Source organism: Capnocytophaga sp. oral taxon 336 str. F0502 (assembly GCF_000411575.1).
In the GTDB taxonomy this organism is placed as follows: Bacteria; Bacteroidota; Bacteroidia; order Flavobacteriales; family Flavobacteriaceae; genus Capnocytophaga; species Capnocytophaga ochracea.
Map to the genome: position 1 here is coordinate 114635 of NZ_KE150488.1, position 20964 is coordinate 135598.

General features: G+C 40.2%; 18 protein-coding genes. 16 read left to right on the forward strand and 2 right to left on the reverse strand.

Going from position 1 to position 20964, the window contains the following annotated elements:
• The first annotated feature begins 33 nt into the window (after positions 1–33).
• From HMPREF1528_RS00555 to HMPREF1528_RS00605, 11 genes are all read left to right on the forward strand, one after another.
• Entirely contained in the window at positions 34–756 is a 723-nt protein-coding gene (locus HMPREF1528_RS00555) for a hypothetical protein (protein WP_016478194.1), read from the forward strand.
• Positions 757–804: 48 nt separating this feature from the next.
• Entirely contained in the window at positions 805–1296 is a 492-nt protein-coding gene (locus HMPREF1528_RS00560) for a hypothetical protein (RefSeq protein WP_016478195.1), read from the forward strand.
• A 45-nt stretch (positions 1297–1341) separates the two neighbouring features.
• A complete protein-coding gene (locus HMPREF1528_RS00565) occupies positions 1342–1632 on the forward strand; it encodes a hypothetical protein (protein WP_016478196.1) in 291 nt (96 codons plus the stop codon).
• Between the two features lie 70 nt (positions 1633–1702).
• A complete protein-coding gene (locus tag HMPREF1528_RS00570) occupies positions 1703–2056 on the forward strand; it encodes an MmcQ/YjbR family DNA-binding protein (protein WP_016478197.1) in 354 nt (117 codons plus the stop codon).
• 69 nt (positions 2057–2125) lie between these two features.
• Positions 2126–2635, forward strand: a complete 510-nt coding sequence (locus HMPREF1528_RS00575; protein ID WP_016478198.1) for a hypothetical protein — start codon at positions 2126–2128, stop codon at positions 2633–2635.
• A gap of 10 nt (positions 2636–2645) precedes the next feature.
• Entirely contained in the window at positions 2646–3092 is a 447-nt protein-coding gene (locus tag HMPREF1528_RS00580; RefSeq protein WP_016478199.1) for a DUF1016 N-terminal domain-containing protein, read from the forward strand.
• 1 nt (position 3093) lies between these two features.
• Positions 3094–3486: a DUF4279 domain-containing protein gene (locus HMPREF1528_RS00585; RefSeq protein WP_016478200.1), complete on the forward strand. Its 393-nt coding sequence runs from the start codon at positions 3094–3096 to the stop codon at positions 3484–3486.
• 118 nt (positions 3487–3604) lie between these two features.
• Complete coding sequence (locus HMPREF1528_RS00590) at positions 3605–4015, forward strand: hypothetical protein (protein ID WP_016478201.1); 411 nt, start codon at positions 3605–3607, stop codon at positions 4013–4015.
• Positions 4012–4494: a hypothetical protein gene (locus tag HMPREF1528_RS00595; protein WP_016478202.1), complete on the forward strand. Its 483-nt coding sequence runs from the start codon at positions 4012–4014 to the stop codon at positions 4492–4494. Before HMPREF1528_RS00590 ends, HMPREF1528_RS00595 begins: the two co-directional genes overlap by 4 nt.
• A gap of 26 nt (positions 4495–4520) precedes the next feature.
• Positions 4521–5672: an ABC transporter permease gene (locus HMPREF1528_RS00600; protein WP_016478203.1), complete on the forward strand. Its 1152-nt coding sequence runs from the start codon at positions 4521–4523 to the stop codon at positions 5670–5672.
• Positions 5659–6846, forward strand: a complete 1188-nt coding sequence (locus HMPREF1528_RS00605; protein WP_016478204.1) for an ABC transporter permease — start codon at positions 5659–5661, stop codon at positions 6844–6846. Before HMPREF1528_RS00600 ends, HMPREF1528_RS00605 begins: the two co-directional genes overlap by 14 nt.
• A 159-nt stretch (positions 6847–7005) precedes the next feature.
• Here HMPREF1528_RS00605 and nrdG read toward each other — a convergent pair whose 3' ends face one another.
• Positions 7006–7503 (reverse strand): anaerobic ribonucleoside-triphosphate reductase activating protein, encoded by a 498-nt coding sequence (gene nrdG / locus HMPREF1528_RS00610; protein WP_016478205.1) that lies wholly within the window; start codon positions 7501–7503, stop codon positions 7006–7008.
• Positions 7484–9274, reverse strand: a complete 1791-nt coding sequence (gene nrdD, locus HMPREF1528_RS00615; protein WP_016478206.1) for an anaerobic ribonucleoside-triphosphate reductase — start codon at positions 9272–9274, stop codon at positions 7484–7486. Before nrdD ends, nrdG begins: the two co-directional genes overlap by 20 nt.
• A gap of 1528 nt (positions 9275–10802) precedes the next feature.
• Here nrdD and HMPREF1528_RS00620 point away from each other — a divergent pair.
• The 5 genes from HMPREF1528_RS00620 (at position 10803) to HMPREF1528_RS00640 (ending at position 20956) form a co-directional block, all read left to right on the forward strand.
• Positions 10803–11798, forward strand: a complete 996-nt coding sequence (locus HMPREF1528_RS00620; protein WP_016478207.1) for a mevalonate kinase — start codon at positions 10803–10805, stop codon at positions 11796–11798.
• A 46-nt stretch (positions 11799–11844) separates the two neighbouring features.
• Positions 11845–13731 (forward strand): amidophosphoribosyltransferase, encoded by a 1887-nt coding sequence (locus HMPREF1528_RS00625; protein WP_016478208.1) that lies wholly within the window; start codon positions 11845–11847, stop codon positions 13729–13731.
• A 523-nt stretch (positions 13732–14254) separates the two neighbouring features.
• Positions 14255–15373: a glycosyltransferase family 4 protein gene (locus tag HMPREF1528_RS00630; protein WP_016478209.1), complete on the forward strand. Its 1119-nt coding sequence runs from the start codon at positions 14255–14257 to the stop codon at positions 15371–15373.
• Between the two features lie 155 nt (positions 15374–15528).
• Positions 15529–17718, forward strand: coding sequence for a glycoside hydrolase family 97 protein (locus HMPREF1528_RS00635; protein WP_034567731.1), 2190 nt, complete (start codon positions 15529–15531; stop codon positions 17716–17718).
• A gap of 280 nt (positions 17719–17998) precedes the next feature.
• The gene (locus HMPREF1528_RS00640) at positions 17999–20956 is read left to right on the forward strand and encodes a SusC/RagA family TonB-linked outer membrane protein (protein WP_016478211.1); all 2958 of its coding nucleotides are present in this window, start codon (positions 17999–18001) and stop codon (positions 20954–20956) included.
• The last annotated feature ends 8 nt before the right edge of the window (positions 20957–20964 follow it).

The following is a 20964-nucleotide window of genomic DNA, read 5'->3' on the forward strand; positions in this document are numbered from 1 at the left end:
CTAATAGTTTGGCTTGGCTGACACCTAACTCCTATGATAACACTACAAGAAATAGAACAAACTTATCATTTCAAATATCCAACGTTATACTATCAGCTTTGGGAAGATGGTATGTTGGATATTCGCTGGCAAGAAGGTTGGTGGAAAAACATATTTCCTGAGTTAAAAAAGAATCCTCCATTACTTTTATTTAGAGATCAATTTACGGCATTGGATGATGCAGAAGAGATTGTAAATTTAATAGAAGATTATAAATCTCAACGAGGAATTAAAGCTGAATATCTTTTGGTGCCTTTTGCAAGAGAATGTGCAGGAGATGTTTGTTTTTTCTATAATAGAGAAAAACCAGAGCAACCTCCTGTTATCGTAAAGGACTGGTACGACTTTGATTCTGCTGAGATTTTAGCGGATAACTTGCAAAATTTCATCTTTTATGGGATGCTATCAATGGTACATAGCATTTATACAAAAGCTCCTATTTGTTTAGGTGATTTTTATGAAAACATTGCTAATTTATTCCGTACACATCGCCCTTACCTTACTGAGGAACAAGCTGAAGTAATTGAGAAGATTTACAGCCGTAAACTCACTACCTACAAAGCTATACAAGTTAAAAAAAATAATCTTTTAACTGCCTTGATACATTACCAAGATTATACTGCTCTTCTTTCAGATGAAGAATTTGAAGAACTAATGAAGGAATACAATCCTATTTTAGTTTCTGAAGAAGAAAGACATTCTTTCCTTCTCGAGTGAGTAACTTAATATTGAATTATTAAATTGACTAATTGATAAATTAATAAAATGACCTACGACGAATTTTACAACCATATAGAACAGTTCCCTAAGGAGGTAACAAACCGAGATTTGGAAACCTACCTCTTAGCTTTATACAATTTAACAACCCAACATAAAGACAACATTTTTACAGCAACCTTATGTTTGGAATTACTCAAACAAGCCTTTACGGAAACACCTGTACTTTATAACGAGAAGTGGACAACTATTCGCACGATGCCCGAAACTGACAGTATGTCCGCTTTTGATTATACCCAAGCTGTTATTCTCTTTCAGATAGCTGAACTTCACCGTATGAGAGGCAAAGAACTACAAGACAAACAACGCTATATGAGAATCACCTCCGAAACGGGCTATGATTGGTACAATTTTGATGCGTTCTCCCTCTTAGAATGTGGTGCACAAGGGCTATCGGATTATATAGGGAAAGAGGAGACCATTCCCGATGATTGGCATTTTTTGGGAGATTTATTAGATTTAGGAAGATACTATGAGTAATGCGAGCCACATAAATAATTCAATACACTATGGAAGAAAAAAATTATGATGAACTGCTATACCTTAAACACTTTTAATAACTCTTTTCGCCATTATAAGGTGGTAGATATCATCCCTTTTCAGGAGAAAATAGCTGTATTGCAATTTGCCTCAGCTGATGTTTCTAAAAAGATGGTGAAAAACGGAGTGTATGTGGATCGTTATATTCTTGTAGATATCTTTTCAGAAGATTTTACGTCACAAAAACGACTTTCTTTCTTCTTTGAGGAAGAAGAAACTTGCTATAGTAGTGAAGTATACTATTATTGGGAAGACGAACGACTTTTAAAGAAATAATACTGATATCAAAGATTTAGCACACATGTGTGTCAAATTATTGTTGTCTTATATCCATTACTTGAATAAAATGAACATAGAAACCTTTAGAGATTTTTGCTTAACTTTGCCTCACGCTACGGAGGATATGCCTTTCGGGGAGAATTTTTTGGTCTTCCGAATGGCAAATCGTATCTTTGCACTGATAAACCTAAACCGCGTGCCTATGAGTGTTAGCCTCAAATGCGAACCTGAGCGTGCGGTAGAGCTCCGCGAGCAGTACCCCGATAAGATTGTAGCAGGCTATTACCTGAACAAAAAATATTGGAATACCGTGCTTTTAGAGAGTCTGCCTGAAGCCCTTATCAAAGAAATGGTACAGCACTCTTACGACCAAGTACTTGCCAAAGTACCGAAGAAGGAAAAAGAAGCGTTAGGGGTGTAAACTCCGTAATCTTTCTTAGGATTGGGAATATCCGTGATAATTTAGAAAAACAACAAAAATTAATTAGAAATGAAAAAGAAAAAACTTTGGATACTTTTTATCATTACTACTTCAGTATATGCCTATTTGATGTTGGTAACCGTACCAGCTCTTAAAGCAATGGCTGGAGGAATGGATATTTTAGATGTGCTTCCGTTTTATGATGCTACTTACATTCAAGAGCTATTTAGGCGTTTAGGTGAAGAAGGTCGCCATTTCTATTTATACCGACAAATTCCTGTAGATATGATATATCCCGGTCTGTTTGCTATTACCTACTATCAACTGATACGTTTCTTTTTAGAAAAACTCAGCCAAAGAAAGCTCCTTTTCTTATCATATTTCCCAATAATAGGAGGTATTTTTGATTATTTCGAAAATTTTAGTACCATTACAATGCTCACACACTATCCTGAAAACTTATGGATAGAGACCTTAGCGCCCTATTTTTCTCTTATGAAATGTATCTTTGTGGTACTTTCTTGGGTATTATTTTTTGTATTAGGAATTACAACATTCATAAAAACAAGAAAACAATAAAACAACTACAATGAAAGAAACCCCAACTTTTACTTTTGGAGCACAAAACCTCCCCGATAAAGAATACCACCAATGGCTGATAGAAATCAAACAGCGATTCCAGCAATCGCAAATCAAAACAGCCATAAAGGTAAATACTGCCCTTTTAGAGTTCTATTGGAGCTTGGGTAGTGATATAGTAAAAATGCAAACCGAAAAGGCTTGGGGTAGTGGCTTTATCAACCAACTGAGTTTGGATTTGAGAGAAGCCTTCCCTGAAGCTACTGATTTTTCAACTACCAACATCAAATATATAAGAAGGTGGTATTTATTTTATTATCAAGAGCTTACAAAAAGTCACCAACTTGGTGACTTTTTAGAGATGCCGATAGGCATCGCCTCTTATCAGATCAAAGAAATCATCGATAACACTATCGCTGAATTTGAAAAAAACAAACTTAAAAACTTTTACGAATAGAATGACACGAAGTAAATTAACTTTTATTGTTTATGGCGATATGTTTGATATAGATGAGTTTTCTAAAATCATAAATATATCCCCTACCGAATTTGCTTACAAAGGTGATAAACTAAAATTTAGGATAAGTACAGAAACATTTTGGCAACATTCATTTAAAGATATTATATCTCTTTATGTAGAAGATAGTTTAAAGCCTCTTGAAAAAATTATAACCCCAAGAATTGAGGAGATATCTTCATTTATACAGAAAAACAATTTAAAATCTATAATGCGTTTCAAAGTTGAAACAAATAAAGAACCTGCTCCAGCAATAGTTTTTGAAAACAATATTATCAATTTGCTAAGCAAACTAAACAGTTCTATTGATTTAGATTTGTACATCTATGATTGATATAAGTCACCAATTACAGAAAAATGAAAGAAAGTATAAAACTGCTACAAACTTAAAACCTTATAAACATAGAACAATTAACAAAATGTTTAAAATTTAAAAATATAATTTTGCTCTTGTGAATTACAATATACTTGCCCCTCTATCAATAGCTGTTTTGGCTTGGGCGTTTATACTCATTTGGTTTTCCAAGAAAAACAAACAAGAAAGGATGAAAAGGCAACAACTTTTAGCCCAGATAAAAGAACAACTCCCTATTCCCACATTCAAAGAGTTGTTACAAGCTTTAGAAGCCTTGAACTATAACCCTGCTCAGTGCTATTTTAAAACAAATACTTTTGAGCAAGGAAATGTAGCTGTGGATAATGCTTGTCTTCTGCAACGAGAAAACCAATGGGCGGTATGCCTTGCCGATACTCGTTGCTTCTGTGATGAACAGTCTTTTGATAGCGAACAAGAAGCCTGCGAAAACTTTGTATATAAATATTTTCTCCTTAGTAAAGAAGAAATTAATTGGTTAAAGCAATGAACATATCAAGTTATAACACCAAGTTTGGCACTCTTGCTTTCTCACAAAAAGTGGGAGACGAGTATTTTTGGGAGGCTTCATATCAGTGGAAAAGTGATTTCTACAAAGAAACTTTACAGCTGCCTTTTTCTGTGTTTAGCAAAAGTGAAACCATCACCCCTGATACTATTGCTTTTATTGAACAGATCCTTATCAGTGCAGATAAGTTGGTAGCCAAAGCACTTTCTTATTTTCAAGAACAACTGCCGATATGCTCAAAAGGCTTTCATCTTTCGGAAAAAGAAAAACGATTGCTAAGTGTTCCCTTGCAGGAAGTCCCTTTTGAAAGTCCGCAGTTTCTATTTTATGACAACAAAGAATGGATATTGCATTTTGCTGAAGGTGGTTTCAGCTTTTGCGAGCCTTATGGAGTTTCTTTTCACTTTGAAGAAGAAAAACCTATTCTAATAGAAAACTTAGAAGACGCTGAAGAAATCTAACTAATTAGCTAATTGACAAATTAATTATGTATTTATTTAAAACCGAATGCAAGAACCTTTTCCTATCACCCAAACGACTGTTTTACGTTTTGGTGTTTCCCTTGGTTATCTTTGGGTTCTTTGCGGCTATTTTCTACAAAGGGGTACCCCGCGACCTGCCTATGGCGTATATCAATTACGACCAAAGTCAGCTGTCCGAAAACCTTTTGCGTATGCTCGATGCTATGCCCAATATCGACCTGAAAATCAAACTCACCGATGAAAAAGAAGCCCAACGCCTTATCCAGCAACAGCAGATTATGGGCTTTATCGTTATTCCGGCTAACTTTCAGCAAAAACTCTTCAAAGGCGAAAATCAATCGGTGATTTGCTATACCAATAGTCAGTTTATGCTGGGGGCAAGTCTTATCCAAAAGGATTTTCAAACTACTGTAGGAATGTTCTCTGCCGGACTGGTGATGAAAAAGAAAATGCAAAAAGGGCAACAGACAGAGAAGGTACGTGCTGAGGCTCAAACCGTAAAGGTAGACGACCACAGTCTATACAATCCTTATTCTAATTATGCCTATTACCTGCTCACAGCACTTTTGCCTATGATGCTCCAAATGATTGTAATGATGGTAACGGTGTATGTATTAGGCGTAGAATTCCGTTACCGCCAAGGGAAACAGTGGCTCAAAAAGGCAGGCGGCAGTCCGCTAAAAGCCTTGATAGGCAAACTCTTGCCTTATACTTTAGTGCTCCTCTTTGTCGCGTGGTGGATGAACTATCTCCTTTTTGGGCTTATAGGCGCACCCCTCCACATCCCGATGTTCAACGTAGTACTCATCACTTTTGCTTTAGTCATCATTTATCAGATTATCGCGATTACACTCGTCTCTCTCCTGCCTAATTTTAGGTCAGCACTCACCATAGGCAGTGGTTTTACAGCGATTGCCTTCTCATTTGCCGCTTATACTTTTCCGATGGAAGGATTGCCAAAGAGTATGCAGTATTTAGCGCAAATCTTTCCGTATGCTCATTTTATGAAATACTATGTAAATCGCGCCATTAAGGGCATTCCTGTAGAGATGACGTGGCAACCGCTTCTGGCATTATTGCTCTTTGGACTGTTGCTTATAGTGGCTTATCCTATGTTTGTGAAAAAGATAAAATCAGGAGGTTATGAAACAGTTTAGAAGTTACATATATCAAAGTTCAGCCGACTTCACTCGTGCAATGCTTTGGGAAGCCAAATATATATTTCGCGACAAGGCGGTGTTCTTTTCGTTTGTAATTGTAGCGATTGCCGTGTCGTTCATCTATACTTATCTCTATTCCGAAGAGACCTTACAAGAGCTTCCTATTGGAGTAGTAGATGAGGATAATACTGCCCAAAGCCGTCAGTTGTTGCGTATGATTGATGCCACGAGTCAGACCGCTATTTACAGCAGTTACCTCAACCTCACCGAAGCTGAAAAGGCCTTTCAGCAGGAGAAAATACGGGGGATAGTAGCCATCCCCAACGGTTTTGCACGTGACCTACAACGCGGAGAACAACCTACTATATCGGTCTATGCCGATGCTTCCTATATGCTTTATTACAAGCAAATACTTACCGCCGCTAAAGTGTCGGCTACTTACCTGAATGCAGGGGTTGAGGTGAAACGCACTTCGGCACAAGGCAAACTCCCTACCCAAGCACGCGATGAGGCAATGCCCGTGAGTGCCCAAGTAGTGAGCTTATACAATCCCTCTTTGGGTTATGCTACTTTCCTTATTCCCATAGTGCTTGTAATTATCTTTCAAACTACCATACTCACTGCCGTAGGTATGTTAGGAGGAACGATGCGAGAGGGTAATAAACTTAAAAAAATATATCCTAACTCCGATAGTTTTTGGGGAGCTTTGCCTATTGTAATGGGAAAAGCTACTACTTATTTAGCTTTTTCAATGGTGATATTACTCATTATTTTAGGAATTATAATGCCATTGTTTGGCATTCCTGTACGTAGCACGATACTAAGCACTATGGTTTTTATGATACCATTTATCCTGTCGATTGTATTTATGGGGCTTTGCTTGCTGAACTTTTTGCGTCGTCGTGAAGACGCCATTATGCTCATTATGTATACCTCTTTGCCTGCGGTGATGCTTACTGGCTTTTCGTGGCCTACCGTAGCGATGCCTGAATGGCTGAGTGTTTTTTCATATATTGTACCTACTACTTTAGGGAGCAAGGGTTTTATATCTATTACCCAGATGGGAGCTCATATCACTACCATTATGCCATATTGGCTGGGAATGTGGGCACTGTGTTTGGTATATTTAGTATTAGCCACCCTTACCTTGAGGAGAGTGTTAAACAAGTAATAAAAAAAGAACGACTTGATTAAGTCGTTCTTTTTTTATTACTTCCCGTTTGTCTTTCGTATGTTTGTAGTCTATCACTCCCATCACACAAGCGATAATAAAAGAGGAGATAGCCGTACGTGTGAAATCTTGGTATTATTTTCTTATTTACATACCTAGCTACGCTTGCAGTCCGGCTTTCCCTTTTACCTTTAAAAAAACTTTATTCATCACCTCTCCGGTTTGCAGGTTTAAAAACTCTTGATTGGTGGTGGGGCTGTCTAAGCCACCGAGTTTAGGTAACCACTTGCCGGTTTTGATGTAGTCTAAACACCCTAATAGCTCAGGGTATTTGCGCTGTACTTGCTTGAGGTTGAGTCCTGTATAGAGTGCCGTTTTCAGCCGTTTGCACTTCACTTGGAAGATAAGCGAGAGCAGGGTCTCTACCTGCCACTCGCCTCCCATAAACAGCACACAGCTTATCATATCTTCATATTTGCTAAGCAGTTGTTCCAAACCTTCATTAGTAAGCGCACAGCCTTTGCTACCGTCCCAAATATATTCGGAATGGCAACCCTCACACGCCAACGGACACCCTGTGATGGTAAAACACAGGGATATCTCGTTGGGTACTTCTTGGAGGACTATATCGTAACTGCTATACCGTAGCGTTCCCATAGTAACGTATTTTAGCTTCTTTTTGTCGGTCTTTAGAGAAATTAGTGATGCGTTTGAGATAGCCTATCACCCGTGTCGCGTGGTCGATATTTTCAGAACCACAATGGGTGCAGTGGTCGTGCGTGTGTTTATCGATATAGCCACAATCGTTGCACACGGTTACGCATATATTAAAGCAGAAGTAGTTACAACCCGTTTTAGCGGCTACATTTAGCAACTTATAAAAACCTTCGGCAGTAGTGTATTCTTCGAGATTGCAGTGGTAAGCCGAACCGCCGTCTAAGTACTGTATATAGTCGTTTCCGTGTAAATAGAACTTATCGATAAGGTTTTGAGAGCTATCTTCCACAATGTAGAAATACGAATTGTAGCAATCGCGTGGCACTTGCAAGCCATCGGCTTTGTCCCAAGCAGCATTCTTCACGCCTAAGTTCTCGGCAGGTACAAACTCGGTATTGAACATAAAGCCGTATTTGCCTTTAGCTTCCTTATTTTTGTCGTAAATTAGTTTGAGGTTTTTGTTGATGAATGCTTTATAGTCGGGGTTGTCGGAAATGCGAATCCCTAAATACTCGGCAGCTTCCACCATTCCGTTGATACCAACGGTGAGGAATTGCTTATCAAGTGAGATGAAGCCCGCATCGTACACCGGTAACATACCCGCATCTTTGTAATCCTGAACAATAGCGCGATAAGCTACTTGGTATTTATGGATATTATCTAAGGTGCGTTCCAACGACAAGTGTTTTTGGTAAAGGCGATTCATATTAATGGTTATCACATTAATACTACCGGTAGAAACACCTCCTGCCCCAAGTGAATAACTAAAGGTGTTATCGGAAATTTCATTGCGCAAACGACAGCAACTTGCTAATGAATCGGCGTTATCTGATTGATAGATAAAGAATGCATTCCCTTCGCTGAGCTCTTTGGCACAGAAGCGCGCAAAATGCTCGTCGTACACGTGTTTGTCCTTAGTGAGCATTGCTGCGGTTACCACAGGGAAGGTAAGTATCGCCTTGGTGCGCTCGATATTGAACCAATGCATAAAGAACTGTTGGAGCTTGTCTAAAGACTCATAAGAAGGTTTGCTACCATCGGGGTAAACGAATGTACCGAACATCGAGTCGAAATAAGGGCGGTCATACAGCGATATGTTCCAAAATACTGACTGATAGCCACGTGCTGCTGCTGGCTGATTGATGGCGTATACTACGTGTTGCAGTTCGTTTTCTATCACTTCACGATGGGTATTGAGATAATCGTCGCCATAGTCTTTACGAGCAAAATGGTCGAAGTACATTAGGAACTCTACCGTTGCTACCGCTCCTGCAAACTGAGAGGAAACGGAAAAGAGGAAGTTCACGAACGACCCGCAATAGCTTGCTAAGTGTTGCGGAGCTTTGCTTTCACCGCCGAGTTTTACGAGCCCGTCCAAGAGCAAAGGATACATCGAAACGCTCACACAATAAGGTTTGAGGCTCGTTTCGTCGTGCACATAGATTTCGTGTTCCTCAATCTGACGGATATACTCATCGGCTAATTCTTTGCCAAAGAGCTGTTCGATTTTGTGAGACACGAGCGAACGGTTCACTTGAATATTGATATCTTTATTGAGTTCTGCCTCCATCGTAGCGATGTTTTTATGTGCCACATTGGCATTGGCATCGAAGAGAGACCCCGTAGCGGCATTGTGAGATTGTAGGTAATTTTCGATGAAATTACGCTTTGTTTGAAGCTGTTCAGCTGTAAGCTTAGTGAATTTAGACATAATTTTTAATTTTATTATTATTATTTTTCAAAAACAAATATTAATTTTTCGAGCATTAAGTTTCCAAGTTGTAATGATAACGGTCACTAATTTCTCTATTTTATTAACAATTTTCAAGTATGTGATGCATAAGGAATGTTTATATAATACAAACATAGCTTAATGAGTTTATTTTTAACTCTCTTTTTTCAGTTAGAGAGAAAGAAAGTGCTGAGTGATTTATATAAATCACTCATTTATAATGCATTGAATAATGTTGCTTTTATAAGTTCCCTAAAAAGGGGAAGAGTTTTTTCTTAGTTGCTGGGGCAAAGGTACGGAATAATGTGATAAGTTTTCAACAAAAATAAAATAGTTATCAACACAGTTATTAACAATTTAAGTGAACATTTTGATAGTTATAAAGTTAGGACAAAATTATCTTTATAAGTTATAAATGCTCTAAAAATTTCTGCCGTTGAACCTCACTTTTATATCTTCCTGATTCTAAAAATAAAAGTTCTCAGTACCTAAACACTTTTTGAAATATACTTTTAATTAGAAAAGGTCATAGGCATTAGACATTAGGGGGAGAAGCGACGGGCGATTAACTTTGCCAAAGGTGCGAGCCAAAGCCAGCGAGAGCTCACAGCTGGGTATGTGGAGGCGGGGAAATTAGCAAATTAGCAAATGAGAGAATTAGCAAATGGGGAGGGTTGAGGAGTTCGGAAGAAAACGGAGATTTTCAGAAGGAGGTTGAAGGGAATTTTGATGAAAAAAGGGTGTAAGGAGGGTGGGGTTAGCTTATAGAGAGCTTATAGGAAGCTTATACGAATCTTGGACGATTGGTATAGAAAGGGTATATAAGTAGTTGACTCATAGTATAATACAACAAGGGTAAAAATGTTAAAATCGGGGTTTCGAGGCGAAAGAAAGAGGAATAGGCAATAGGCCTTAGGCCTTAGGCAATAGGCGGGATTATGACGGAAAAGGGAAAGAATAATTGGGGAATTAGCAAAGAAAATGGGGAGGTGGGAAGCCTTAGGCCATAGGCAATAGGGGGGAGTATGACGAAAAGGAAAGGAATAATTAGAGAATTAGCAAATTAGTAAATTAGAAAATGGGAAGGTGGGAAGCCTTAATCCATAGGCACTAGAGGGGGAGTATGACGAAAAAGGGAAAAAATGACGAATGACGAGAGACGAATTGAGTTGGACGTAAAGGAAGTGTAGCTTACGCTACAGAAATCTTACAAATCTTAAAAAAATTAAACAAATAGGCAACAAGTTGCCTAAATGTCTGGCACAGATTAAACGGATAGTCTTTCAATTGATAATTGACAATTGACAAATGTGATGGGTACAAATTGGCAACTGCGTTGCTGGATTTCACAGACTACAATGTAAACACAAGTGTGAATCAGTATTGATATATATAGAACTGACGCTAATTAACAAAATATTTCTCTCAGAAAAGTATTTGAGATATTCGAAAAATGTGTACCTTTGCAGTCTCTTATTACTCATATACTACCTTGCTTACCTAAAAAATGAAACTTTTCTATTCTAAAATACTCCTCTTTGGCGAGTATGGCATTATCAAGAACTCCAAAGGCTTGGCAATCCCCTATAACTTTTATAAGGGGACACTGAAGAAGTGCGAGTCGCACAAACAGTGTAAGCCACACCAGCAGAGCGAGTCACACAAACAGTGTGAACCACACCTGCGAAAAGAAGAAGAGGCTCGCAAATCGAATGAGGCTTTGCGGGAGTTCGCTACTTACTTACAAAACCTTATGGAGGAAGAAAACCCGATTGTGCGCTTCAATCTTGAAAAGCTCAATGCTGATATAGCAGAGGGTATGTACTTCGATAGCAGTATCCCACAAGGCTATGGCGTGGGCAGTAGTGGCGCCTTGGTAGCTGCTATTTACAGCGAATATGCTATTGAGCCTATCAGTGCAATGGAAAACCTTACCCGCGAAAAGCTATTGCAACTCAAAGCGATTTTTGGCAAGATGGAATCGTTCTTCCACGGCACTTCTTCGGGCTTAGACCCACTGAACAGCTACCTGAGTTTGCCGATACTTATCAATTCACAGGACCATATAGAGCCTACGGGCATTCCCTCGCAAACGTCTAACGGAAAAGGCGCAGTGTTTTTGCTCGACAGTGGTGTGATAGGCGAAACGGCTCCTATGGTACGCATCTTTATGGAGAATATGAAGAACGAGGCTTTCCAGAAGATGCTCAAAGATGAGTTTATCAAATATACCGATGCTTGTATAGATGACTTTTTGAAGGGGCGCTTCAAATCGCTGTTTGGGAATATCAAGAGTCTATCGGGCATTGTGCTGAACCACTTCAAACCGATGATTCCGAAAGAATTTCACACGCTATGGAAGCAGGGAATCGACTCGGGCGATTATTTCTTAAAACTATGTGGTTCGGGGGGTGGAGGCTATATTTTGGGCTTTACTGAGGACTTAGAGAAAGCCAAGCGAGCTCTTAGCAACCATAAATTAGAAGTAGTATATCAATTTTAAAACCTATATAAAGGCGTGCCTATGCAACGCCTTTTCTTATTTATAAATGAGTGACACTATCAAACACGAGTGCGGGATTGCTCTTATCCGCTTGCTCAAACCTTTGGAATATTACAAAGAAAAATACGGTTCTGCCTTCTATGGCGTCAATAAAATGTACTTGATGCTGGAAAAGCAACACAACCGTGGACAAGATGGTGCAGGAGTGGCGAGCATCAAGCTGAATATGCAACCCGGAGAACGCTATATCAGTAGGATTCGTTCCAACGAGGCGCAACCGGTGCAGGATATCTTTACGCGTATCAACCAGCGTATCAACGAGGGATTTAAGGCGAATACTGCACTGAAAGACAATGTGGCTTTGCAGAAAAGAGAACTCCCCTACATAGGCGAAGTGATAATGGGGCACGTGCGCTACGGTACCTTTGGCAAGAACAGCATCGAGAATGTGCACCCTTTCTTGCGCGAAAACAACTGGATATACCGCAACCTTATTATGGCGGGTAACTTCAATATGACCAATGTAAACGAGCTCTTCGAAAACCTCGTACACCTTGGACAACACCCCAAAGACAAAACCGACACTGTGATTGTAATGGAAGGTATCGGTCATTTCTTAGACGATGAGGTAGAAAAACTCTATCTCCAACTGAAAGAAGAGGGCTATACCAAACAGGAAGCGTCGCCTTTTATTGCCGAACGGCTGAATATAGAGCGCATTTTGAAGCGCGCAGCTAAGTATTGGGACGGTGGTTATGCAATGGAAGGAATGATAGGTAACGGCGATGCTTTTGTACTCCGCGACCCTGCGGGTATTCGTCCGGCGTTTTACTATCGAGATGAAGAAGTGGTAGTGGTAGCGTCGGAACGTCCGGCTATACAAACGGTCTTCAATGTAAAATACGAGAATGTACACGAGTTGCCACCTGGAAATGCGATTATCATCAAGAAGAGTGGAGAGGTGGCAGTAAAAGAGATACTTACCCCAAGGGTACGCAAAGCCTGTTCGTTTGAGCGTATTTACTTCTCTCGTGGTAGCGACCAAGATATTTACCGCGAACGCAAGATGTTGGGCAAGTTGCTCTTTCCTCGCATTGCCCAAGCGATAGACCACAACTTGAAAGATACAGTTTTTGCTTATATTCCTAACACGGCTGAAACATCGTATTTGGGACTTATAGAAGCAGCGGAACAATACCTCAACGAGCAGAAAGCAAAACAATTAGCAACCGCCACTGAAAGTGAAATTCTTAGGATTCTCTCTGAAAAAGTACGCACTGAAAAGGTAGCGATTAAAGATGTGAAGTTGCGCACCTTTATTACCGAAGACAGTAGCAGAGACGACCTTGTGGCGCACGTGTATGACATTACCTACGGTTCGGTACAAAAAGGCGACACTTTGGTAATTATAGACGATAGTATTGTGCGGGGTACAACCCTTAAAAAAAGTATTTTGAGCATATTAGGCAGGTTAGAACCCAAAAAGATAGTGATCGTCTCTTCGGCACCTCAAATACGCTATCCCGATTGTTATGGGATAGATATGGCGCGTTTAGAAGACCTTGTAGCGTTTCAAGCAGCTTTGGCTTTACACCACGAAAGAGGGACTTACCACATTGTGGAAGAAGTATACCGCAAGTGTCTTACCCAAGTAGCGCTAAGTGATGACAAGGTAGTGAATTACGTAAAAGAAGTGTATGCTCCTTTCAGCGATGAAGAGATTTCGGACAAGATAAGAGATTTGCTTTTGCCAAAGAACTTCGCCTCAGAAGTAGCAGTAATCTTTCAAACGGTAGACAACTTGCATAAGGCTTGCCCTGAGAATTTGGGCGATTGGTATTTCACGGGTGATTACCCTACCAATGGTGGCAATAGGGTAGTGAATAGGGCATTTATTAACTTTTATGAAGGGAATAAAGAGAGGGCGTACTGAGGTTTAGGTAAAAGATAAAAGGTAAAAGGTAAAAGATATGAGGGTAATGAGGAAATGAGGAAATGAGAAAATGAGGAAATGAGGAAATTAGAGAAAAATCGATTAAATAAATTAGGTGTGAGTAAAAAGTAGTGGCGGGTATTAGGGTGAAAGACGAGGGTTGTTCGGAGGTGGAGCGGAGATAAGATAAAGGTAAGGCGAACGATGAGTGGGTCTACAGTGGCTCTACAGTGGCTCTACAGTGGGTCTACAATGAATGATGAACGAAGGAAAGGTGAAGGTAAGTTAAAGCTAAGATAGAGATAAAAAGAAGGTTATTAGTGGACTTCAACTTTGCCAAAGTTTGAAAACTTTGGCAAAGTTCATACAAAAGACGGTGCGAGTCACAGGGACAAGTAGTGAATGAGCGAAGGAAAGGTGAAGAAAAACTGAAGGTAAAGGGGTTTTAAATACTGTTTTGTTTGTATCGTTTTAATTTATTATCTTTGCAGTTCATATTACCTTATCATTTCATTGAGCAACTATGAACATCGCTTTTGACGCTAAACGGGCTTTCCATAACACACGCGGACTGGGGAATTACAGTCGGGATTTGATTCGCATACTACAAGAACACAAGGTGGGGCATTTATACCTCTTCAACCCACAAAAACGCAAAATTCAGGGAGTGGTGATTGATGAACACACCACCGAAATCACTCCACAATCTTTCTTCTGGCGCAAGCTAAAATCATTATGGCGCAGTGTAAAAATCACTGATATAGCTAAACAACTTCCCATTGATATTTATCACGGACTTTCAGGAGAAATTCCTAAGGGAATTTATAAATACATACCTACGGTAGTTACTATTCACGACCTTATTTTTATGCGTTATCCTGAACTGTATTCGTTTTTCGACAGAAAAATACATTATCGCAAGTTCTTGTATGCCGCACAACATTCAGAACACATCATCGCTATTAGTGAGCAGACTAAACAAGATATCATCAGTTATTTAGGTATTTCAGAAGAGAAAATAACGGTGGTATACCAAGGCTGTCACCGAGCTTTTAAAAAAATATATACCGAAACACAGAAGGAAACTATACGCAAAAAATATCATCTTCCCGAAAAATTTGTATTGAACGTAGGTGCTATTGAGCCCCGCAAGAACGCACTTGAAATAGTGAAAGCTATTGAACCTCTGCGAGATATTTCGTTAGTTTTGGTGGGTAAGCAAACGGCTTATTACCAACAAATAGAGGCGTATTGTGAAGCACACCAACTTAAAGACCGCGTACAAGCACTGAGTAACGTGCCTATGGAAGATTTGGCGATTATCTACCAGCTTGCTGAGGTGTTTTGCTATCCTTCGATTTTTGAAGGTTTTGGGATTCCTATTATAGAAGCGTTATTTAGCAAAACCCCTGTGATTAGTTCGCAGGGCAGTTGTTTTGCCGAAGCAGGTGGAACACATTCGGTTTATGTGGACTTGCAAAATGCTGAAAAAGAGATACGTAAAGCTATTGTAAGCATTACTACCGATGAGGTGTTGCGCAGGCAAATGGTAGAAGAGGGTTACCGACACGCTCAGCATTTTACCGACGAAGCAGTGTTTGAAAACTTGATAAAAGTGTATAAAAAAGTAAAAAGTGAGTAGTAAAAGATAAAAATACGACAGCTAAAAACTTATTTAACTTATTGACTTTATGATGTATCATAAATTTTTCTTAAAAAAAAGTAAAGAAAAATTTGTTTGTTAAAAAAACTTCCGTAACTTTGTACCAATTTATAACACTTATAAAGCAATAAAAGATGAGAAAGATGATCTTATTGATGAGCATCTTTGCTATGCCCCTCGCTATGGCACAGCAACAGAGCTCGCCTGACGGCAATGTAGTGCTCACTTTTTCACTGAAAGCTGATGGGACGCCTTCGTATAAGGTGACTTACAAAAACAAAGCAGTGATCAATGAAAGTACTTTAGGCTTTAAAATAAGAGAAGTGTTATCCTCCTATTTATTGAAATCGGACGAGACACCTGTTTATAGTGAAAAAAGCCTTCCGGACGACTCTAAAATCAAGAAAATTGAGCCGTTAACCCAAAACTTTAAAGTAGTAGACACCAAAAAGTCTACTTTTAAGGAAACGTGGAAACCTGTATGGGGAGAAGAAAGCGAGATTCTCAACCATTACAACGAACTTCTCGTACAATTACAACAAGAGAAGACCCACCGAAAAATGAACATTCGTTTTCGCGTGTACAACGAGGGAGTGGGCTTCCGCTATGAGTTCCCTTCACAAAAAGAGCTCACCTATTTTGTAATAGAGGAAGAACTCTCGCAGTTTGCGATGACCGGAGACCACACCGCTTGGTGGATTCCTGGGGACTATGATACCCAAGAATACGACTATACGGAAAGTAAGCTCTCCGAAATTCGCGGGTTGATGAAACAAGCGATGAGTGACAACGTATCGCAGTTTGTTTTCTCGCCTACCGGCGTACAAACTTCCTTAATGATGAAAACCAAAGACGGCTTGTATATCAATCTTCACGAAGCGGCTTTGGTGAACTACTCGCTAATGAACCTGAACTTAGACGACAAGACTTTCGTCTTCCAATCGTGGCTCACGCCCGATGCACAGGGAGCTAAAGGCTATTTGCAAGCCCCTTGTCACAGTCCTTGGCGTACTATTATGGTGAGTGATGACGCTCGTAAAATCTTAGCGTCACGTCTTATCCTCAACCTCAACGAACCTTGCGCTATTGCCGATACTTCGTGGATTAAACCTGTGAAGTATGTGGGTGTTTGGTGGGAAATGATTACCGGTAAAAACTCTTGGAGTTATACCAATGACCTTCCTGCAGTAGACCTTAATACGGTGGATTACACCAAAACTAAACCTAATGGTACCCACGGCGCTACCAACGAAGAAGTGCGCAAATACATCGATTTTGCGGCGAAACACGGCTTCGACCAAGTGCTTGTAGAAGGTTGGAATATAGGTTGGGAAGACTGGTTTGGTCACAAAAAGGACTATGTGTTTGACTTTATAACTCCTTACCCCGACTTCGACCTTAAAGCACTGAACGACTACGCACACTCTAAAGGCGTGAAACTGATGATGCACCACGAAACTTCGGGCTCTACGCGCAACTACGAGCGCCATATGAAAGCCGCTTACGAGTTGATGAACCAATACGGTTACAATGCCGTAAAAAGCGGGTATGTAGGCGATATCCTCCCTGTGGGTGAACACCACTACAGCCAATCGACTCTTAACCACTACCTCTATGCGATTAAAGAAGCTGCTAAACACAAAATAATGGTGAATGCGCACGAAGCCGTACGCCCTACCGGTATTTGCCGTACTTACCCAAATATGATAGGTAACGAATCAGCTCGCGGTACTGAGTACGAGGCTTTTGGAGGTAATAAAGTATTCCACACCACTATCTTGCCTTTCACTCGTTTGCAAGGAGGCCCAATGGACTATACTCCTGGTATCTTCGAGACCGAAATGAAGTATGTAAATCCTAATAATAACAGTCAGATACGCAGTACCTTGGCACGCCAATTAGCGTTGTATGTAACAATGTACAGTCCGCTACAAATGGCAGCCGACTTGCCAGAGAACTACGAGAAGCATATGGACGCTTTCCAATTCATTAAAGATGTACCCGTAGATTGGCAAAAGAGCGTATACCTTGAAGCAGAACCAGGACGTTACATCACCATTGCGCGTAAAGATAAACACAGCAACGATTGGTACGTAGGTTGTACGGCTCACGAAGGCGGACATACCTCAGAGCTTCTGCTCAACTTCTTGGACAAAGGTAAGAAGTACGAGGCTACTATCTACGCTGATGCTAAAGATGCCAACTGGAAAACCAACCCGAAGGCATACACCATCACCAAACAAAAAGTAAATGCTAAAACAAAGCTAAAACTCACCGCTGCCCAAGGCGGAGGGTATGCTATTAGCATTAAAGAAGTGAAATAATCCCCTCCCCAGCCCTCCCCCAAGGGGAGGAAGTTTGGGAGAACACATATTAGAAATAAAACTACTCCGTTTTCTGAAAAGGGAAAATCTTTTTGGATTACCCCCTCTCCCAAGGAGAGGGAAACGGGGAGAGGCTAATAGTTGGAAAATTACAAATAACCTCCCCCTATTCACATACTCAGCTATGCCAGCTCGCTGACTTCCTTCAAGAAGGGAGCTGTAGTGATGTAAAAGTGATTTTAGGCACTCTTAATGGGGAGAGGAACTAAATTTATTATATATGAAAGTAAAAATGAACAAACTACTTTGTACAGTAATGTTTTTCTTGTGCGTAGCTTTTGGTTATGCACAGCAAATCACTGTAAAAGGAACAGTGAAAGACGGCTCTGGACAACCTTTGATGGGAGCCAGTGTGCTTGTAAAAGGTACCTCTCACGGTACTGCTGCCGATTTTGACGGTAATTTTGAGTTAAAAGTAGACAAAGGGGTTACCCTTGTGGTCTCATCAGTAGGCTATAAAAGCCGAGAAGTAGCTGCTAAAGCAGGTACTATGAACATTGTTCTCCAAGAGGATACACAACAATTGGAAGACGTGGTAGTCATTGGGTATGGTGCTATAAAGAAAAAAGACTTAACAGGCTCTGTAAACTTGGTAACCGACAAAGACTTTAACAAAGCTCCTTCCGTAAATGCTGACCAGCTCATCCAAGGTAAAATAGCTGGGGTACAGATGGCTTCTACTGGTGGAGCTCCCGGTGAAGGACAAGTTATCCGTATCCGTGGTAATGGCTCTTTGTCCTTAACTTCTAACCCGCTAATTGTAATTGACGGTGTGCCAATGAACGATGGTGGCGTGGGTGGTTCTCGTAGTATCTTCAACTCTATCAACCCCGAAGATATTGAGAGTATGACCGTGCTAAAAGACGCTTCGTCTACCGCTATCTTTGGTTCACGTGCTGCCAATGGGGTTATTATGATTACCACCAAAAAAGGAAAAGCAAACCAAGATTTGAAGATTAGCTTCAATACTAGCATCGCCGTACAAGATGTAAACAAATACGTAGATGTAATGAATGCTAACCAATTCCGCCAAACAGTAAAAGGATTGAATAACCCTGCTGCCGAAGCGCTCTTAGGAAATGCCGATACTAATTGGCAAAAAGAAATCTACCAAACTGCTCCAATGAGCAATAGTACTTTGGTGCTCTCCGGCGCTTACAAAACTTTGCCTTACCGTGTATCAGTAGGACATTCGTATGCCGATGGGATATTGCGCACCGATAACTTCAAACGTACCAATGCCAAAATTAGCTTAAACCCTACTTTCTTTGATAAATCATTGAAATTAGAATTGAATGCCAATGGTACTTATATGCAAAACCGTTTTGCTAATAAAGATGCTATTGGGGCAGCCGTAGAGTACGACCCTACTCAGTCAGTGTTTGGAGGTCTCGCTAAATATGGAGGTTACCACGCTTGGGTGAACCCTAATAATGGCAGCCGCTACGACTTAGCTCCTAACAACCCTATGGCAATGCTAAAGTTTTTAGACGATTCTTCTAAAGTGTATCGTTTTATTGGGAATGCTAAAGTAGATTATACCTTGCCTTTCTTTAAAGATATTACCGCTAGTGTAAACGTGGGTATTGATTACAGTAAAGGGGAAGGTGATAAAATAACCGACCGCCGTATGCCTACCTCTACTCCTGGTTTCGACGGAGCTAAAACTACTTATACTAATAAAGCTACCAACAAGCTCTTTGATGCTTATATAAACTATATGAAGGACATCAAAGAAACTCATAATATAGGGCTAATGGTAGGACACTCTTATCAGTCATTCGAATTTGACAATAACTCTACTGATTACTCTTACTTCACTAACCCAGGTGATAACAAAATCGTACCTAACATCGACAAGAATAGAAACGTATTGATGTCTTTCTTTGGTCGTGCAAACTATAGCTATAAGAATCGTTACCTCTTTACCGCTACCCTTCGTGCCGACGCATCTTCTAAACTAAACCCAGACGACCGTTGGGGTTACTTCCCTTCAGTAGCCTTGGCTTGGAACGTGAGCAACGAGAACTTCCTTAAAGACAACAAAACTCTTAACGAACTCAAACTGCGTTTTGGTTATGGTGAAGTAGGGAACGTGAATGGTTTGGGCGACTACCTCTTCCTTACCAATTACACTCGTAGCCAAGACGGAGCTTCTTATCAATTGGGCGATAGCTTCTATCAAACTTACCGTCCTGGGGTAACCAATAAAAACCTACGTTGGGAAATTGGTAATACCCTCAATGCTGGTATTGATTTTGGCTTGTGGAACAACCTCATCACAGGTACCCTCGATGTGTATCGCAAACAAACCAAAGACCTGATAGCCGAAACCACTATCGACCCCTTTACCAACTTTAAAAACCGTGTAAATGCCAATGTAGGGGATATGGAAAACAAAGGTATTGAACTTGGTTTGACCATAACTCCTATCCGTAATATTGAGAAGAATATCCGTTGGAGTTTTAATTACAATATCTCTTACAACGAAAATAAGATTACCAAAATGCCCGATGACCAACCCGCCGGAGGTATCTCAGGAGGTACTGGTAACCGTGTACAACTACACCGCGAAGGTGAAACCCCTTACTCTTTCTTTGTATACCAACAAGTGTACGACGCACAAGGCAATCCAGTAGAAAATGCTTTTGTAGATAGAAACGGTAATGGCAAAATAGACGAAGGCGACCGCTACTTGTACAAATCACCTTTTGCCCCTGTGACAATGGGCTTTGGTACCGATTTGAACTACAAGAATTGGGATTTAAACATCACTACCCGTGCAAATATCGGTAACTATGTGTACAATAACACCCAATCACGCTTAGACCAATTCGGCGAAATTACTGCTAACAGTGGTTTCTTGCGCAATATTAAAGCGAATAGTAATTTCCAACGCCATAACGACCAATCGTGGTTAAGCGATTACTACTTAGAGAACGCTTCGTTCTTCAAGTTAGATAATATCACCTTAGGTTACACCTTCCCTCATACCGATAAAATGTACATCCGCCTCTATGGTACTGTACAAAATGTATTGACTATTACTAAGTACAGTGGTTTAGATCCTGAAGCATTATCAGTAGATAGTGCTACCAATCGAGCTACTTTTGGTATCGACAACAACCTTTATCCACGCCCTCAAACTTACTTGTTGGGCTTGAATGTTAACTTTTAATGAATACA

Excerpts from the sequence above, each read along its gene's own strand:
- HMPREF1528_RS00555 (WP_016478194.1), top strand. The coding sequence starts at position 34 with ATGATAACACTACAAGAAATAGAACAAACTTATCATTTCAAATATCCA.
- HMPREF1528_RS00560 (WP_016478195.1), top strand. The coding sequence starts at position 805 with ATGACCTACGACGAATTTTACAACCATATAGAACAGTTCCCTAAGGAG.
- HMPREF1528_RS00565 (WP_016478196.1), top strand. The coding sequence starts at position 1,342 with ATGATGAACTGCTATACCTTAAACACTTTTAATAACTCTTTTCGCCAT.
- HMPREF1528_RS00570 (WP_016478197.1), top strand. The coding sequence starts at position 1,703 with ATGAACATAGAAACCTTTAGAGATTTTTGCTTAACTTTGCCTCACGCT.
- HMPREF1528_RS00575 (WP_016478198.1), top strand. The coding sequence starts at position 2,126 with ATGAAAAAGAAAAAACTTTGGATACTTTTTATCATTACTACTTCAGTA.
- HMPREF1528_RS00580 (WP_016478199.1), top strand. The coding sequence starts at position 2,646 with ATGAAAGAAACCCCAACTTTTACTTTTGGAGCACAAAACCTCCCCGAT.
- HMPREF1528_RS00585 (WP_016478200.1), top strand. The coding sequence starts at position 3,094 with ATGACACGAAGTAAATTAACTTTTATTGTTTATGGCGATATGTTTGAT.
- HMPREF1528_RS00595 (WP_016478202.1), top strand. The coding sequence starts at position 4,012 with ATGAACATATCAAGTTATAACACCAAGTTTGGCACTCTTGCTTTCTCA.
- HMPREF1528_RS00600 (WP_016478203.1), top strand. The coding sequence starts at position 4,521 with ATGTATTTATTTAAAACCGAATGCAAGAACCTTTTCCTATCACCCAAA.
- HMPREF1528_RS00605 (WP_016478204.1), top strand. The coding sequence starts at position 5,659 with ATGAAACAGTTTAGAAGTTACATATATCAAAGTTCAGCCGACTTCACT.
- nrdG (WP_016478205.1), bottom strand. The coding sequence starts at position 7,503 with ATGGGAACGCTACGGTATAGCAGTTACGATATAGTCCTCCAAGAAGTA.
- nrdD (WP_016478206.1), bottom strand. The coding sequence starts at position 9,274 with ATGTCTAAATTCACTAAGCTTACAGCTGAACAGCTTCAAACAAAGCGT.
- HMPREF1528_RS00620 (WP_016478207.1), top strand. The coding sequence starts at position 10,803 with ATGAAACTTTTCTATTCTAAAATACTCCTCTTTGGCGAGTATGGCATT.
- HMPREF1528_RS00625 (WP_016478208.1), top strand. The coding sequence starts at position 11,845 with ATGAGTGACACTATCAAACACGAGTGCGGGATTGCTCTTATCCGCTTG.
- HMPREF1528_RS00630 (WP_016478209.1), top strand. The coding sequence starts at position 14,255 with ATGAACATCGCTTTTGACGCTAAACGGGCTTTCCATAACACACGCGGA.
- HMPREF1528_RS00635 (WP_034567731.1), top strand. The coding sequence starts at position 15,529 with ATGAGAAAGATGATCTTATTGATGAGCATCTTTGCTATGCCCCTCGCT.
- HMPREF1528_RS00640 (WP_016478211.1), top strand. The coding sequence starts at position 17,999 with ATGAAAGTAAAAATGAACAAACTACTTTGTACAGTAATGTTTTTCTTG.